The sequence below is a fragment of the Amycolatopsis ultiminotia genome (genome assembly GCF_039536925.1).
Taxonomy (GTDB): domain Bacteria; phylum Actinomycetota; class Actinomycetes; order Mycobacteriales; family Pseudonocardiaceae; genus Amycolatopsis; species Amycolatopsis ultiminotia.
The window spans coordinates 105,407-118,929 of the sequence record NZ_BAAAZN010000006.1 but is presented as its reverse complement, the minus strand read 5'-3'; the positions used below and the strand labels follow the sequence as shown (position 1 = coordinate 118,929).

Genomic DNA, 13,523 nt, shown 5'->3' with positions numbered 1-13,523 from the left:
ACTCGATGAGCTCGTAGGCGTCAAATAGTCGACAGTGACGTCAAAGACAGTGCTACGGAGGTAGTGATGCAGCTACGACGGGCCGCGGTGCTCGGCGGTGGCCCGGGTGGGCTCTATGCCGCCCGCCTGCTGAAGCTCGCGAATCCCGCCTGTGAGGTCCGGGTGTACGAACAGGGCGATCCGGGCAGCACCTTCGGGTTCGGGGTCGGTCTGGCCGCCGGTACCCAGCGCAAGCTGGCGGCGGCCGACCCGGACACCTTGCGCGAGCTCGTCGGCGCGGGGCTGCGCCACGACATGACCCTGCAGGTCGGCACGGACATCGTCCGCGTGCACAACGACCGGCTGATCGGCGTCGCCCGCACCGAACTGCTGGCGGTGTTGCAGCGGCATGCGGAGAAGGCGGGCGTCGAGCTGGAGTACGGCGCGCGGCGCAAGGCCGCCGGGCTGGACGCCGATCTGGTGGTCGCTGCCGACGGAATCGGCAGCGACACCAGGGAGAACGGTCCGTTCGGCGGCCGGACCGACGTCGGCAAGGGCCGGTATCTGTGGTGTGGCACGGATTTTCCGCTCGAGGACGCGGTGTTCGCCCCGGTCGGGACGGAGTACGGGACGTTCGTGACGCATGCCTACCCCTACTCGGGTGGCCGTTCGACGTTCCTCATCGAGACCGACGAGGAAACCTGGCGGCGGGCCGGTTTCGACGTCACCACGGCGGAGTCGGAAGCGCCGGGCACCCCGTTCGCCGCTTCCGACGAGACTTCGCTGCGGTTCCTGGAGAAGGCGTTCGCCGGGCAGTTGCGCGGGCACTCGCTGATTGGCAATCGCACTCGCTGGCAGCGCTTCCGCACCGTCCGCTGCGACCGCTGGTCGAGCGGGAACACGGTACTGCTGGGGGATTCCGCGCACACCGCGCACTTCTCCATCGGCTCCGGCACGAAACTGGCCATGGAAGACGCGATCGCCTTGGTCGAGGCGCTCGGCGAGGCCGGCGACCTCGGCGCGGCCTTTGCGCAGTACGAGCAGGTCCGGCGGCCGGCGGTCGAGCGGTTGCAGGGGCTGGCCCGGCGCAGTCAGCTGTGGTGGGAGTCGTTCCCCTCGCGGCTCGGACTGCCGGTCGAACGCCTGATGGTCGCGTACATGTCGCGAGCCGGAAACGTGCCGCTGCACCGGTTCGTGCACACGGCGCCGGATGTGGTCGAGACCGCGCTGCAGCAGTACGGCGGGGAGCCGCCGTCGGGGGAACTGACCGGCTGGGTGCTCGGCCGCCCGCTCGTGCACGGCGGACGGCGGTTCCCGGACCGGACCTCGGTTCCCGCGCTGGAGAAGCTCTTCTGCGCACTCGAAGACCCGTGGTCGGCCGAAGGTGACACACTCGTCGCCCGTGCGAAGACGACCGACGGGGTGCTGATCAGCGGTCCGCCCGACCGTGGCGCTGTGCTCACCCGGCTGGATCTCGCCGAACGGATCCGGCTGGAGACCGGTGTGCTCACTGCGGTGGAGGCTGCCGCCGAACTGCGCGACGATCTGGCTGACGCGCTGGTCAGCGGACGTACCGATCTGGTGGTGCGCACCGAGGAGGCGGCATGAGACTCGTTCCCTACCCCGAGGACGCCGTCCGCCGCTATCGCCAGGCGGGGTTGTGGGGGACGGCCACGATCGCCACCGAGTTCCACCGGGTGGCGCAGGCCCATCCGGACCGGGACGCCGTCGTCGCGCTGGAGGGCAGGCTCACCTACCGCGAGCTGGACCGGTGGACCGACCGGGTGGCCGCCGGGCTCGCCGCACTGGGGCTGCGGCCCGGGGATCCGGTGCTGTTCCAGGTGAGCAACCGGTTGGAGAGCGTCGTTGCCTGGTACGGCGTGCTCAAGGCGGGTCTGGTCCCGGTCGCGACGCTCGCCGCGCACCGCGGGCACGAAATCGGGGAGATCAGCAGGCGGATCGGCGCGGTCGCGCACCTGGTCCAGGCGGGACAGCGCAACTTCGACCTGGTCGGGTTCGCGCAGGCGCACCGCCGCAACCACCCGACCCTGCGGCACGTGCTCGTACTGGGGGACGATCCGCGCGGGGAACCGCTCGGGGCGCTCGGCCGTGACGCGGACCCGGCCGCGGCCCGTGCACTCGTCGAAGAAATCCAAACCGGGATCGGGCCCGACGACGTGGCCGTGCACCAGCTCTCGGGCGGCACCACGGGCGTGCCGAAGGTGATTCCCCGCCGGCACGCCGAATATTGGTACAACGCCCTCGAGTACGCGCGTTCGTTCGGCTGGACGCCGCAGACACGGGTCGCGCACCTGATCCCGATCATCCACAACGCCGGGATCGTGTGCGCGGTACACGCTCCGCACAGCCTCGGCGCGTGCCTCGTCCTCGGCAGCCCCGATCTCGACGAGTCCCTTCCGCTGATGGCCCGCGAGGGTGCCACCCACGTGCTGCTCGGGCACGGGCACTACCGCGCGGCCGAGCATCCCGGCTTCGCCGCCGCCACCAAGGCCGTCACGCAGGTGGTCCTCTCCGGCGCCAAAGTCCCGGCGGCGCTCTTCGACGGACTGGAAGCCCGCGGCCTCTGGTCCGGGCAGCTGTTCGGCATGGGCGAGGGGCTGTTCCTGACCACCCGGCCCGGGGCGCCGCGGTCGGCAAGGGCCACGACCGTCGGCACGCCGTTGTCGGCGCTCGACGAGGTGCGGATCCTGGAACCGGGGACCGAGACCGAGCTTGCCGACGGTACGGTCGGCGAGCTGTCCTGCCGCGGACCGTACACCTTGTGCGGCTACTACGACGCCGACGAGCACAACGCCCGCGCGTTCACCTCGGACGGTTTCTACCGCACCGGTGATCTCGCGGTGGTCCGACAGCTCGACGGCGGGCGCTACATCTCGATCGAGGGCCGGATCAAGGACCTCATCAACCGCGGTGGCGAGAAGATCAACGCCGAAGAGGTCGAGCTGCTTCTGTTGCGCCATCCCAGGATCACCGCGGCTGCCGTCGTTGCGATGCCCGATCCGCGCCTCGGTGAGCGCACCTGTGCCTATCTGGTGGTCGACGGCGCAGCAGTGGGCCTGCCCGAGGTGCAGGAGCACTTCGCCGCGCTCGACGTCGCCAAGTTCAAGTGGCCCGAACGGATCGAACAGGTGCCGGAGATCCCGCGCACCCTCGTCGGCAAGATCGACAAAAAGCGCCTTGCCGCCGAAATCTCCCGCAAGATCGCCGCAGAGAAGGCAGGAACGTGCTGACCCATCGGATCGGGCTGGTCGTGCCCAGCTCCAACGTGACCGTCGAGACCGAGGTGCCTGCCCTGCTGTCCCGGCACGCCGGGCAGTTTTCCTTCCACGCCAGCCGGATGCGCATGCACCGGGTCACCCCGGAAGAACTGGCGGCGATGAACGCCCAGCGCGAGCGGTGCGTGGACGAATTGGCGGACGCCGGGGTCGACGCGGTGCTCTACGCCTGCCTCGTCGCGGTGATGGCGCAAGGCGCGGGCGAACACCGGCGGGTGGAGAAGGCGATCCGGGAACAGTTGCCGGACACCGGGATCCTCTCCAGCGCCGGCGCGTTGGTCGAGGCGCTCCACGCGCTCGGCGCGCAACGGATCGCACTGGTCACGCCCTATCTTCGGCCGCTCGCCGAACAGGTCGTGGCCTACCTCGATGCCGAAGGGTTCGCCGTCGTCGACTGGGCCGCACTCGAGGTCGGGGACAACGCCGAGGTCGGCTGCATTCCCGGGGACCGGGTCATGGCGGCCGCCAGAGGGCTCGACCTCAGCGGTGCCGACGCGCTGGTCATCTCCGCCTGCGTCCAGATGCCGTCGCTGGACCTGATCGCGCCTGCCGAAGCGGAGTTCGGGCTCCCGGTGCTCTCCGCGGCCACCGCCGGTGCCTACGCACTGCTGGCCAGTCTCGGACTCGACCCGGTGCTGCCGGGAGCAGGCCGGCTGCTCGACGGAACGCGCTGAGCACCTTCGCGGATGAGCGACACCGAGAGCGGACGCGCCAGGCAGGCGTTGCGCGGCGTCCTCGACCGCTGAGCGCCGCTGCCTTCGGGTGGTCGCCACGCTTTCGTGCAGTGCAGTGCAGTGCAGTGCAGTGCAGTGCAGTGCAGACACCGAATCATCGCAAGCGTCAAACTGTTGACCTATTCGTCAATTCACGCGTAGGGTCGGAAGTGCGAAACCGACCGAGATTGTTCCCTGGAGGCCTGTGATGACCGAGCTGGAGCACCGGGTGCAGGGGGTCGACCACGTCGCGTTCCCGACGTTCGACCCCGCGGCCACCGTGCACTTCTACCGTGACGTGCTGGGGTTCCCCGTCGTGCACTCCATCTGCGCGGCAGGCTGGGGTCCCGAGGACCACCCGGATTTCATCCACTTCTTCTTCGACATCGGCAACGACGACCGGATCGCGTTCTTCTACTACTTCGGCACCGAGCAGAGTGTCGGCGGTGCACCGGGCGCGAAGGGTGACGTCTACGCGCGCTTCGGCGCGGACGTGCCCGAGTTCTTCGTCCGCTCACGCCACCTCGCGATCCACGTCGACAACGAGGCGGACCTGCTCGAGTACCGGCGTCGCCTCGATGCGAGCCAATGGCCGGTGGAGATGCAGATCCAGCACGAGACCATCGAGTCGATCTACACCCACGACCCGAACGGCTACATGTTCGAGATCACCCGCGCGATGCGCCCGGTGACGCCGCAGGAGGACCTCGACGCGAACCTCACCATCGACGCCTTGCTCGACGTCGTCGGCGAACCCGAGCCGAGCTTCGGGAAACTGCTGGCGCGCAAGGCCGAACTGATCGTCGGACGGGCCGCCGACTGGGAGCCCGCGCGATGACCACCCTGTTCGTCCTCGACGTCCCCGAGAACACGTCCGTGGCCAAGGTCGCGGCCGAGGACCCGGCCGTCACGGTCGGGCAGATCGGGCCGTACTTCCGGATCCACGCCGAAGAGGCGATCGTGATCGACCGCAGGGCGACCGGATGCCGGCACGCCGTCTGGTACTCGTGCATCGCCGGCGTCGCCCGCGACAGCCGGATCACCCAGCACGACAAGAACGCGCTGCGCGTGGAGCCCGGGTGAGCGCGCCCGGCCGGGCCACCGGGCTGGGTGCGGGCCGCTACCTCGCCGCGGGGCAGCGGCCCGGGTCCACCGTCACGACTGTGCCCGAACTGTCCACAGCGGACGGTGCGACCGTTCGCGGGGTACTGGCCACGGTGCCCGGTGCGCGCACCGTCGTGTGCCTCATGCACCCGCGCCAGGACCTGACCCACCATCCGCTGGTCCCGCTGCTGCTGCAGGCGGGCGTCGCGGTGTGGACGCAGCACACCCGCTCGGTCAACAACGACCTGACGCTGGTGCACGAACAAGCCCTGCACGACGTCGCCGCCGGACAGGTCTTCCTGCGGGACCGGGGTTTCGAGTCCGTCGTCGTACTGGGTCACTCGGGTGGCGGCACGCTCTACGCCTTTTACCTCCAGCAGGCCGCGCTCGCCCCGGCCGACCGGATCGCCAGCACCCCCGGCGGCCGTCCGACGAGGCTGGCCGAAGCCGTCATGCCGGTCGCCGACGGCGCGGTCTTCCTCGCCCCGCACCCCGGTCCGGGCAGGCTGCTGCTGGGCTGCATCGATCCGTCGGTCGCCGACGAAAGCGACCCGCTGTCGGTCGTTCCGGAGCTGGATCCGTTCTCGCCGGCCAACGGCTTCGCCGCACCACCCGCCAGCTCCGGCTATTCGGCGGAGTTCGTGCAGCGTTATCGTGCCGCGCAACGGGATCGCGTCGCCCGCATCGACGCGGTGGCCCGCGGGCACCTCGCCCGCACGGCGGAGGCACGCGCAGCGTTCAAGAAGACGGGCGACGCGGCGGATCGTCGTCGTTCGCTCGACCCGCGGATCATCACCGTGTACCGCACCGACGCCGACCTCCGCACGGTCGACCTCACCCTCGACCCGAGCGAACGGCCGTACGGATCGCTGTTCGGCAAGCGCCCCGACCTGATCAACTACGGCCGGACCGGCTTCGGCCGCTTCACCACGCCCGAAGCCTGGCTGTCCACCTGGTCCGGGCTGAGCACCAACGCGGACTTCGTGCGCTGTGCGCCGGGTGTCACGGTGCCGACCCTGTTCCTCGAGCTCACCGGCGACCAGGGCGCTTTCCCCTCCGACACCCGCCGGATGATCGCTGCGCTGGGAGCCGGTGACGTCACCGTCGCCACCGTCCACGGCCTGCACTTCGGCAACGCCATCGCCGAGGGAGAACCGACCGGCAACGAACTCGCCGCCGCCGACATCGCCCGGTGGCTGGAGCAGCGCTTCCCGCTCGCACCTGCGGTTTGAGGTGCCGGGAACGCCACGCGGGCAGAGACGATGCACGGGCGATCGTGCGGTCCCGCCGGGTTCAGGCGGCCGGCGGCGCGGCGAGGTGCCCGTCCGGCCGGACGAGTCCTGCTTCGGTCTTCACGTGCTCTCCGGTGCGCAGCTGCTCGAAGAGGGTGGTGCCCTCCGGTAGCGGCAGGTTTCGGACGCGCTTGCCGGTCGCGTAGGCGACGCTGAGTCCGGAGAGCCGCTCGGCGAGGTGCCGGGACATGTCCGGCGCCGTGGCGATGAGTCTGCTCAGTACCGCGCGCAGCGCCTGCCCTTCCGGGGAATACGTCGTCATCAGCGCGGTCTGTGCCCTGGTGTGTTCGAGCAGCTCCGCGCCGACGGGATGGCGTTCCTCGTGGTAGGTGTCGAGCAGTGCTTCGTCCGCGCGCCCGGTGACCACGGCGGCGAGCTTCCAGCCGAGGTTGTGCGCATCCTGGATGCCGACGTTCATACCGACGCCACCGGTCGGGAAGTGCATGTGCGCGGCGTCCCCGGCCAGCAGCACGGGGCCCGCCCGGTAGGCCACCGCCTGCCGGGTCGCGTTGCCGAAGCGGGAAAGCCACACCGGATCGCGCATGCCGAAGTCGGTGCCGGCGATCCGGCCGACCGTCGCCCGCAACTCGTCGAGCGTGAGCTCCCCGGGCCATCCGGGACGGTTGGTGGCGGGATCCCCGCCGACCAGACGGTGGATCCCACCGGGCAGCGGCACGATCATCAGGCCGCCCTCGGCGGTGGCGACGTTGGCGAAGCCGTGTTCCGGCGGTTCGTCGAGCCGCACGTCGCCGAGCCAGCCCCACGTCGTGGCGTCGGTGCCGGGGAACTCGATGCCCGCCGCCGCCCGCACGGTGCTCCGGGTCCCGTCGCAGCCGACCACGTAGCGAGCTGTGACGACTTCTCCTTCCGCCAGCTCGACACCGTTGTGCGTCCGGCCGGCCACCCGGCAGCCTCGCCGGATCGTCGCGCCCATCCGCCGGGCTCGCGCCTCGAGCAGCTGTTCCGTACGGGCTTGCAGCAACGCGAGGGTGAACGGGTACGGCGTGTCCAGCGCGGAGAAATCCATCCGGTCCGGCAGCCCGCCGAAGTGCCCGTTCGGAATGCGGATGCCCTCGGCGAGGAACGGCTCCGCGACGCCCCGGCAGGCGAAGATCTCGATCGTGCGCGGATGGATGGTGAGCGCCTTGGAATTCGGATCCCGATCCGGTCTGGCCTCCAGCACCGTGACCGATGCCCCGCCCAGCCGCAGCTCGCCGGCGAGCCACAGTCCGGTGGGCCCGGCGCCTGCGATGACGACGTCTTCCATACCGCCTCCCTTGGTCACTGACCAACTACACTGCCCGAGTACACTAGGTCAGTGACCAATAGTCAAGCCGATGTGCTGCGGGCCGCCCTGGAGATCCTCGACGAGCGCGGTGCCGGCGGGGTTTCCCTGCGCACCATCGCGCAGCGGCTCGGGGTCCGGATGAACACCGTCCTCTGGCACGCCAAAAGCAAGGCCAGGCTGGAAGAGCTGATGGCAGACGCGATCGTCGCCGGTGCCTCGCTCGACGAACTGCCCCGGCACTGGCGCGAACGGGCGACCGAGATCGCCCGCCGCTACCGGGCCGCCCTGCTGGCCCACCGCGACGGCGCCACGGTCGTGGCCGGCACCTACGCTGCCGAGCCGGCCACTTTGGACCTGGCCGAGGTGCTCGCCGGGGCACTGCTCGACGGCGGGATGTCCGCGCGCGAGGCCGCCTGGACCTGCTGGAGCCTCATCTATTTCATTCTCGGGCTGGCCCAGGAGGAACAGGCACTGCCCGACCGGGCACTGCCCGGACTCTCCGTGGGACAGCGTCCCGCACTGCAGCGGGTGTTTCCGTTCTTGGCCGAGGATTCCTTCGAAGAACGATTCGAGTTCGGCGTCGCGAAGCTGCTGGCGAAACCCGCAGGGAACCGGAAGCGCTCAGCTGCCCGCGGTTGATCACCCGGAATTTCCGCGGTAATGCCGGACGAGTTCGGCGAGGCCGTCGCGGTAAGTGGGAAACCGTGGTACCCAGCCCAGTTCGTGTTTTGCCTTGGCATTGGCCACCCGGAGTCCGCCGGTCAGCATTGCCTTGGCGTACGGCATGGGCGTGAGCAACCAGGGCGGGACCGCCCGCGGCTGTGCTGTACCGAGTTCCGCGGCCAGCGTCCTGACCAATTCGGAAAAACTCACCGGCTCGTCGTCGGCGATGTTGTAGGCCGAATCGGCCGTCCCGCTTTCCAGTGCGGAGACGGTTGCCGCAGCAGCGTCGTCGACCTGTACCCACGGCTGCACTCCACCACCGTTGAGCACCGGGAGGCGGCGCCGGCGCAAACCGTCCACCATGGTGTCCCCGGCCGGGCCCGGCCCGTAGAACAGGCCGTACCGCAGCGCAATTGCCTCGACGTGCGAAGCTTCGAACACCTGCTGCTCGGCGGAGCGCATTCCGGCGAGGTGTTCCTCGAAACGGCCATGGCCCGCCGGGGCGAACGGATCGTGCTCGGTGAGCACCCGGCCACCGAAATCGCCGTATCCGTACCCGAAAACCATCGACTGGGTCACGAACCGGCCGGCGCCGATCCGTTCGGCCGCGGCCAGCAGGGCGGCGGTTCCCTCGATCCGGAGCCGGTTGGTCGCCGCCATGTCCTGATGCCGCAGCGGTGTCTTCTTCATCGCGGTCAGCTGCGAGATCACCGCGTCACACCGCAGCCCGGCAACGGCTGCGCGCAGCCCGTCCGGATCGAGCACGTCGACCTGCAGTGGCGTCGCACCTGCGGTGCGCAGGATTTCCCCGCCCGCCGCGGCACGATGGATGGCCACCACCCGGTGCCCGGCCGCCCGCAACTGCCGCACCACGGGCAACCCGATCGCGCCGGAACCGCCTGCCAGCAAAACCTTCATCGCGCCCTGCCCTGGTCGTTGCCGGACGAGCCGGCCCACCGGTACCCGGCGGCAACCGTGCCGACCCGGGCACGCTGCTCACCGCGTTTTCCGTACCACGCACTCCACCAGATGGCCAGGCAGATGCTCAACGGCAACATGATCGTGGACGCCGGGACGGCCGCGTCCATCGGCAGCAGGTAGATCAGCGGCAGGCGCAGTGCCGATTCACCCAGCAGGACCGCTCCCCAGACGGCGGTCATCACGACGTAGACCCGCCGGAACGCGGGGGCGCTCCGGTAGAGCCGATCCCAGCTTTGGCGCTCCTGCTCTTCGCGGGCACCGAACCGCTTGGCCGCCCCGAACGCGGCGGGCCTGCCGACGGCGACACTGCCGAGAAGCACCACCCCCAGTACCGCGGTGACCACCGATTTCGTGGCCAGCAACAGTTTTTCGTCACCGGTGACGAAGGACAGGGCCAGGCCGGCGCCGAAGACGAGGCACATCGTCGCGGAGAACCCGTCGAACGATCGGCGGCGGATCATGACGTATCCGGTGCGCAGCAGTGCCACGCTGGTTGCCGCGACCAGCGCGAGATAGTCGCCCGCTCCGGCCAGCCGGGAGCCGAAGTAGGCGAGCAGCACGAGGCCGACGTCCCACAGGGCGATGGCGGCCATCGGGTGCAGTCGAGCATTAGACATGGTTTCCTCCCCAGGAAAGCGTGTGGTCGAGCCAGTCGGAGACCGCGCTCATGGTCAGCCGTGCGGCGCCCGCCTGGCAGTGTTCGCCCGCGCCGAGTTCGTCGGTGAATTCGAGGAAGGTTTTCCGGCAGGTGAGCCGCTGGTAGAGCGTTTCGGGCTGTCCGGAGAACAGCCGGTCGCTCGCGCCGGAGCAGACGAGCGTCGGGCAGCCGATCTGCTCGGCGACGCCGTCGGCCAGCCGGAAATCGAGCAGTCGTGCGGCGAATTCCGCGGGTGAGGGGGTGCCGGTCGCCCAGGGGCCGTGCCCGAGTGCCCACCGGACGGTCGGGTTCCGCTCGGCCTGTGCGGCGAGTTGTCCGGCCACCACCGGGTTGTTGCGCAGGGCGTGCTGCACCTCGGTCCGGCTGTGGCCCTGCTCGAGCACGAGTGCGCCCATGTCGGTGACGCCGTCGAGTGCGACCAGTGCGGCGATGCGTTGTTCGAAGGCTGCCGCGCGAGGTGCGAGCAGTCCGCCCATGCTGTTGCCGAGCAACGCGATCCGGCTGCCGTCGACGCCGGAACGGGACAGTGCGAAGTCGAGCACCGGCGTGACGACGTGTTCCCAATCCGGCCGGAACACCAGGCCGTGGTCGTGCCTCGCGCCCGGCTGGCCGGGGCCGTCGAAACTCAGCACGTGATAACCACGTTCGACGAGTGCGGCCGCGGCGACGAAGTGCATCTCCTCGGCGGAGCCGTCGAACCCGTTGTGCACCAGCACGGTCGGCCGCAGCCCCGGGCCGGCCCGATAGAAGTAGCCGGGCAGTGCCGTGGCTTCGTAGGGAATCCGCACCGGCGAGACCTCGACGTCCAGCAGCCGCGCCGCTTGCCGGAAGCTGCCGACGCTCGCCCGGTAGGCAGCCTCGACCCGGGGATCGTCCGGATCGGCGTGCAGGAAGAACTCCGCGTTGCGGTAGTAGTTGGACGCGCGCAGGTAGCCGTCCCGTGCGCTGACCCGGTGCCCGCCGGCGAGGCTGCGATGTGCCCGCGTCGCGACCCGGTCCGCGGTCAGCAGCCACTCGTCGTGCCAGCTGTCGTAGTCACCGCTGACGATCCGGCCGGCCGTGGTCACCACCTCGCCGAAATCCGCGCCGCCATAGGCGATGTGCCCCAGCGAACGCAATGTCTCGTACCAGAACGCCGGGTCCTTCTCGAACAGGAGCCGCTGCACAGTCCCCCCACTCATGACAGTCGCCACTAATGCGAAATTTTTCGTGTCTGGCCAGATTAGCCATCCTGGATGGCTAATGCAAGCCCGTTCGCGTTAGAGTGCGGTATGGCCGATCCGCAACCCGCCCGGCGACCCGGTGGCCGAACCGCCAGGGTCCGCGGCGCCGTGCACCGGGCGGTCACCGAACTGCTGGCCGAGAAGGCTCCGGACGAGGTGACGATCGCCGCGGTCGCCGAGCGTTCCGGTGTGCACCAGGCCACGCTGTACCGCCGGTGGGGCACGATGACCGGGCTGGTGGAGGACGTGGTGGCCGAGGTGCTCAACCGCGGTTCACCGATCCCCGACACCGGCTCGCTGCGCGGTGATCTGAGCGCGTTCGCGGTCAACGCGGCGGCTGGCCTGGCGAGCCCGATGGGCACCGTCTACCTGCGCGCGATCGCTCTCGGGGTCGGGCCCGCCGAGGGGGCACCGGACGGCGGCCATCCCGGCTTCGATGCCAGGGCGCAGCAGCTGCAAGAGATGCTGGACCGGGCCACCGCCCGCGGTGAGCCCGTACCGACACTGCCGGACCTGCTCGAAGTCGTGCTCGCACCGATGTACTTCCGCGCCCTGCTGCTCAAGCAGCCACCGGACGAGGAACAGGCGCACGCCGTGGTCGACCGCCTGCTTGCCCTCACTCGGGGCTGAGCGGCCGTGCCGCCGGGATGGATCGGCACGTCTCGGATCTTGGCGCCGGCCTGGCATTCGGCGAAGGAGACGCCGAGCAGGCCGTTGAGCTTCCCGCCGTGGCCGAGCGCAGCGCCTGCCGGTCCCGTCGGCGCCGGCTGCGATGACGAGTGTGTTCACTTCGCCTCCCGGAGACCGGCGGGCGAACCGGCCGGGGCCGGGCGGCCGGGGATCAGCGGGCTCACCAGCAGGGTCACCGTCAGCGCGGCCACGATCCACCAGTACGCGGTCCGGAATCCGGTCAGCGGGGATGCGGCGTTCTGCACGATCAGCGCGACCAGTGCGATGCCGATCGAGGCGCCGAGCTGGTTGAGCATGTAGAGCACCGAACTGCCCTGGGCAACCTGCGCGGGTGGCAGGGTGCGGTAGAGCGAGCCGATCGTCGGTGCGCCGACGGAGCCGAGGCCGAATCCGAGGGCGAATGCGAGGACCGCGAGCCACGCGTGGTTCGTGTCGGCGGTGAGCCGGCCGAAGCCGATCGAGCTCAGCAGTGCGATGCCGGCGCCGATCCGCACCGGCACGCGGGAACCGAACCGGTCCGACAGCCGTCCGGACAGCGGCATCGAGATCGCCGAGCCCACGCCGAGCGGGGCGAGCAGCAATCCGGCCGCGAACACGCCGTGGCCGCGGACCTGCTGGTAGTACAGCGGGATCAGGAACAGGCTGGCGAACGTGGCCAGGCCGGACAGCGCGCCGGTGCCGACGCTGGCACTGAACGCGCGGCTCGCGAACATGCGCAGCTCGATCAACGGGGGAGCGGACCGGCGGCGCAGGGCGTGTACCGCGTAACCGCCGAGCAGTACCACGGCGGCCGTCAGCGACAGCAGAACCGGCCAGGCCGCGAACGTCCCGCGCTGGGCGCTCTCGGACAGTGCCAGCACTCCGGCCGCCACGCCGGGCCCGACGAGCGCGACGCCCAGCACGTCCAGCGGCGTCACCGTCCGCCCGGCCGCCGCGTCCGGGGGCAGGATTCGCCGGGAGAGCGCGAAAGCGGCGACCACGATCGGGACGTTGACCAGGAACATCCAGCGCCAGTCCAGGTACTGCAGGATCATCCCGCCCAGGACGGGGCCGAGTACCGGTCCGGACGAGCCGGCCACTCCCATCACCCCCATCACCCGGCCCACCCGCGCCGGACCGGCAGCGCGCGCCAGCAGTGTGAGCATGAGCGGATCGAGGATGCCGGCCCCGATGCCCTGTACGACCCGGAAAACGATGAGGCTGCCGATGCCCGGGGACAGCCCGGAGGCGACCGAGCCGATGAGGAACAGCACGAGCCCGGCCAGCCACAGCCGGCGCGCGCCCATCCGGTCGACCGCCCACGCGGTGACCGGGATGGTCACGGTGAGCGCCAGCAGATAACCGGTGGAAACCCAGCTGATCGTGGCGAGCGAGCTGTGGAAGGTGTGGCGGAGGGCGTCGATGGCCACCGCGGCCATCGAACCGTCGAGGATGCCCATGATCCCGCCGAGCAGGAGTACCGCGATGAGCCGCCGCAGTGCGGGGTCCAGCCCGTTCTCCGATGGATGCTGCGTCATTCCGGTCTCCCCGGTCAACGTCTGATTGAACTTGCCGGTTCAAAGTAGTGGTCTGCTGGATAAAGTTACAAGCGGGTTCACCATGCTGGACCGGTGAGTTCAAAAGCGGGGTGCTCGGG

Annotated in this window: 13 protein-coding genes; 8 read left to right on the top strand and 5 right to left on the bottom strand. The window is 70.1% G+C overall.

What is annotated here, in order from left to right; genetic code table 11:
• Positions 1-66: 66 nt before the first annotated feature.
• From ABD793_RS15740 to ABD793_RS15715, 6 genes are all read left to right on the top strand, one after another.
• Positions 67-1,587, top strand: coding sequence for an FAD-dependent monooxygenase (locus ABD793_RS15740; protein WP_344860434.1), 1,521 nt, complete (start codon positions 67-69; stop codon positions 1,585-1,587).
• Positions 1,584-3,230, top strand: coding sequence for a (2,3-dihydroxybenzoyl)adenylate synthase (locus ABD793_RS15735; RefSeq protein ID WP_344860431.1), 1,647 nt, complete (start codon positions 1,584-1,586; stop codon positions 3,228-3,230). The genes ABD793_RS15740 and ABD793_RS15735 overlap by 4 nt, the downstream gene beginning before the upstream one ends.
• Positions 3,224-3,949 (top strand): maleate cis-trans isomerase family protein, encoded by a 726-nt coding sequence (locus ABD793_RS15730; protein ID WP_344860429.1) that lies wholly within the window; start codon positions 3,224-3,226, stop codon positions 3,947-3,949. The genes ABD793_RS15735 and ABD793_RS15730 overlap by 7 nt, the downstream gene beginning before the upstream one ends.
• A 247-nt stretch (positions 3,950-4,196) precedes the next feature.
• On the top strand, positions 4,197-4,826 hold the full coding sequence (locus tag ABD793_RS15725) for a VOC family protein (protein WP_344860427.1): 630 nt from the start codon (positions 4,197-4,199) through the stop codon (positions 4,824-4,826).
• Positions 4,823-5,071, top strand: a complete 249-nt coding sequence (locus ABD793_RS15720; protein WP_344860424.1) for a hypothetical protein — start codon at positions 4,823-4,825, stop codon at positions 5,069-5,071. Before ABD793_RS15725 ends, ABD793_RS15720 begins: the two co-directional genes overlap by 4 nt.
• Positions 5,068-6,324 (top strand): alpha/beta fold hydrolase, encoded by a 1,257-nt coding sequence (locus ABD793_RS15715; protein WP_344860422.1) that lies wholly within the window; start codon positions 5,068-5,070, stop codon positions 6,322-6,324. Before ABD793_RS15720 ends, ABD793_RS15715 begins: the two co-directional genes overlap by 4 nt.
• A gap of 61 nt (positions 6,325-6,385) precedes the next feature.
• Here the strand turns inward: ABD793_RS15715 and ABD793_RS15710 are convergent, their stop codons facing one another.
• Positions 6,386-7,651 (bottom strand): FAD-dependent monooxygenase, encoded by a 1,266-nt coding sequence (locus ABD793_RS15710; protein ID WP_344860419.1) that lies wholly within the window; start codon positions 7,649-7,651, stop codon positions 6,386-6,388.
• 51 nt (positions 7,652-7,702) lie between these two features.
• On the opposite strand from ABD793_RS15710, the gene ABD793_RS15705 reads away from it, so the two are divergent.
• Positions 7,703-8,311, top strand: coding sequence for a TetR/AcrR family transcriptional regulator C-terminal domain-containing protein (locus tag ABD793_RS15705; protein ID WP_344860418.1), 609 nt, complete (start codon positions 7,703-7,705; stop codon positions 8,309-8,311).
• Here the strand turns inward: ABD793_RS15705 and ABD793_RS15700 are convergent, their stop codons facing one another.
• The 3 genes from ABD793_RS15700 to ABD793_RS15690 are packed head-to-tail and all read right to left on the bottom strand — an operon-like array spanning position 8,312 to position 11,155.
• Entirely contained in the window at positions 8,312-9,253 is a 942-nt protein-coding gene (locus tag ABD793_RS15700; RefSeq protein WP_344860416.1) for an NAD-dependent epimerase/dehydratase family protein, read from the bottom strand. It abuts the gene before it with no gap.
• Entirely contained in the window at positions 9,250-9,933 is a 684-nt protein-coding gene (locus ABD793_RS15695) for a VC0807 family protein (RefSeq protein WP_344860414.1), read from the bottom strand. Before ABD793_RS15695 ends, ABD793_RS15700 begins: the two co-directional genes overlap by 4 nt.
• Complete coding sequence (locus tag ABD793_RS15690) at positions 9,926-11,155, bottom strand: alpha/beta hydrolase family protein (protein ID WP_344860412.1); 1,230 nt, start codon at positions 11,153-11,155, stop codon at positions 9,926-9,928. Before ABD793_RS15690 ends, ABD793_RS15695 begins: the two co-directional genes overlap by 8 nt.
• 90 nt (positions 11,156-11,245) lie before the next feature.
• Here ABD793_RS15690 and ABD793_RS15685 point away from each other — a divergent pair, with 90 nt between their 5' ends.
• Positions 11,246-11,827: a TetR/AcrR family transcriptional regulator gene (locus ABD793_RS15685; protein WP_344860409.1), complete on the top strand. Its 582-nt coding sequence runs from the start codon at positions 11,246-11,248 to the stop codon at positions 11,825-11,827.
• 155 nt (positions 11,828-11,982) lie between these two features.
• Here the strand turns inward: ABD793_RS15685 and ABD793_RS15680 are convergent, their stop codons facing one another.
• Positions 11,983-13,404, bottom strand: a complete 1,422-nt coding sequence (locus ABD793_RS15680; protein WP_344860407.1) for a DHA2 family efflux MFS transporter permease subunit — start codon at positions 13,402-13,404, stop codon at positions 11,983-11,985.
• Positions 13,405-13,523 lie beyond the last annotated feature (119 nt).

Excerpts from the sequence above, each read along its gene's own strand:
- ABD793_RS15740 (WP_344860434.1), top strand. The coding sequence starts at position 67 with ATGCAGCTACGACGGGCCGCGGTGCTCGGCGGTGGCCCGGGTGGGCTC.
- ABD793_RS15735 (WP_344860431.1), top strand. The coding sequence starts at position 1,584 with ATGAGACTCGTTCCCTACCCCGAGGACGCCGTCCGCCGCTATCGCCAG.
- ABD793_RS15725 (WP_344860427.1), top strand. The coding sequence starts at position 4,197 with ATGACCGAGCTGGAGCACCGGGTGCAGGGGGTCGACCACGTCGCGTTC.
- ABD793_RS15720 (WP_344860424.1), top strand. The coding sequence starts at position 4,823 with ATGACCACCCTGTTCGTCCTCGACGTCCCCGAGAACACGTCCGTGGCC.
- ABD793_RS15710 (WP_344860419.1), bottom strand. The coding sequence starts at position 7,651 with ATGGAAGACGTCGTCATCGCAGGCGCCGGGCCCACCGGACTGTGGCTC.
- ABD793_RS15700 (WP_344860416.1), bottom strand. The coding sequence starts at position 9,253 with ATGAAGGTTTTGCTGGCAGGCGGTTCCGGCGCGATCGGGTTGCCCGTG.
- ABD793_RS15695 (WP_344860414.1), bottom strand. The coding sequence starts at position 9,933 with ATGTCTAATGCTCGACTGCACCCGATGGCCGCCATCGCCCTGTGGGAC.
- ABD793_RS15690 (WP_344860412.1), bottom strand. The coding sequence starts at position 11,155 with ATGAGTGGGGGGACTGTGCAGCGGCTCCTGTTCGAGAAGGACCCGGCG.
- ABD793_RS15685 (WP_344860409.1), top strand. The coding sequence starts at position 11,246 with ATGGCCGATCCGCAACCCGCCCGGCGACCCGGTGGCCGAACCGCCAGG.
- ABD793_RS15680 (WP_344860407.1), bottom strand. The coding sequence starts at position 13,404 with ATGACGCAGCATCCATCGGAGAACGGGCTGGACCCCGCACTGCGGCGG.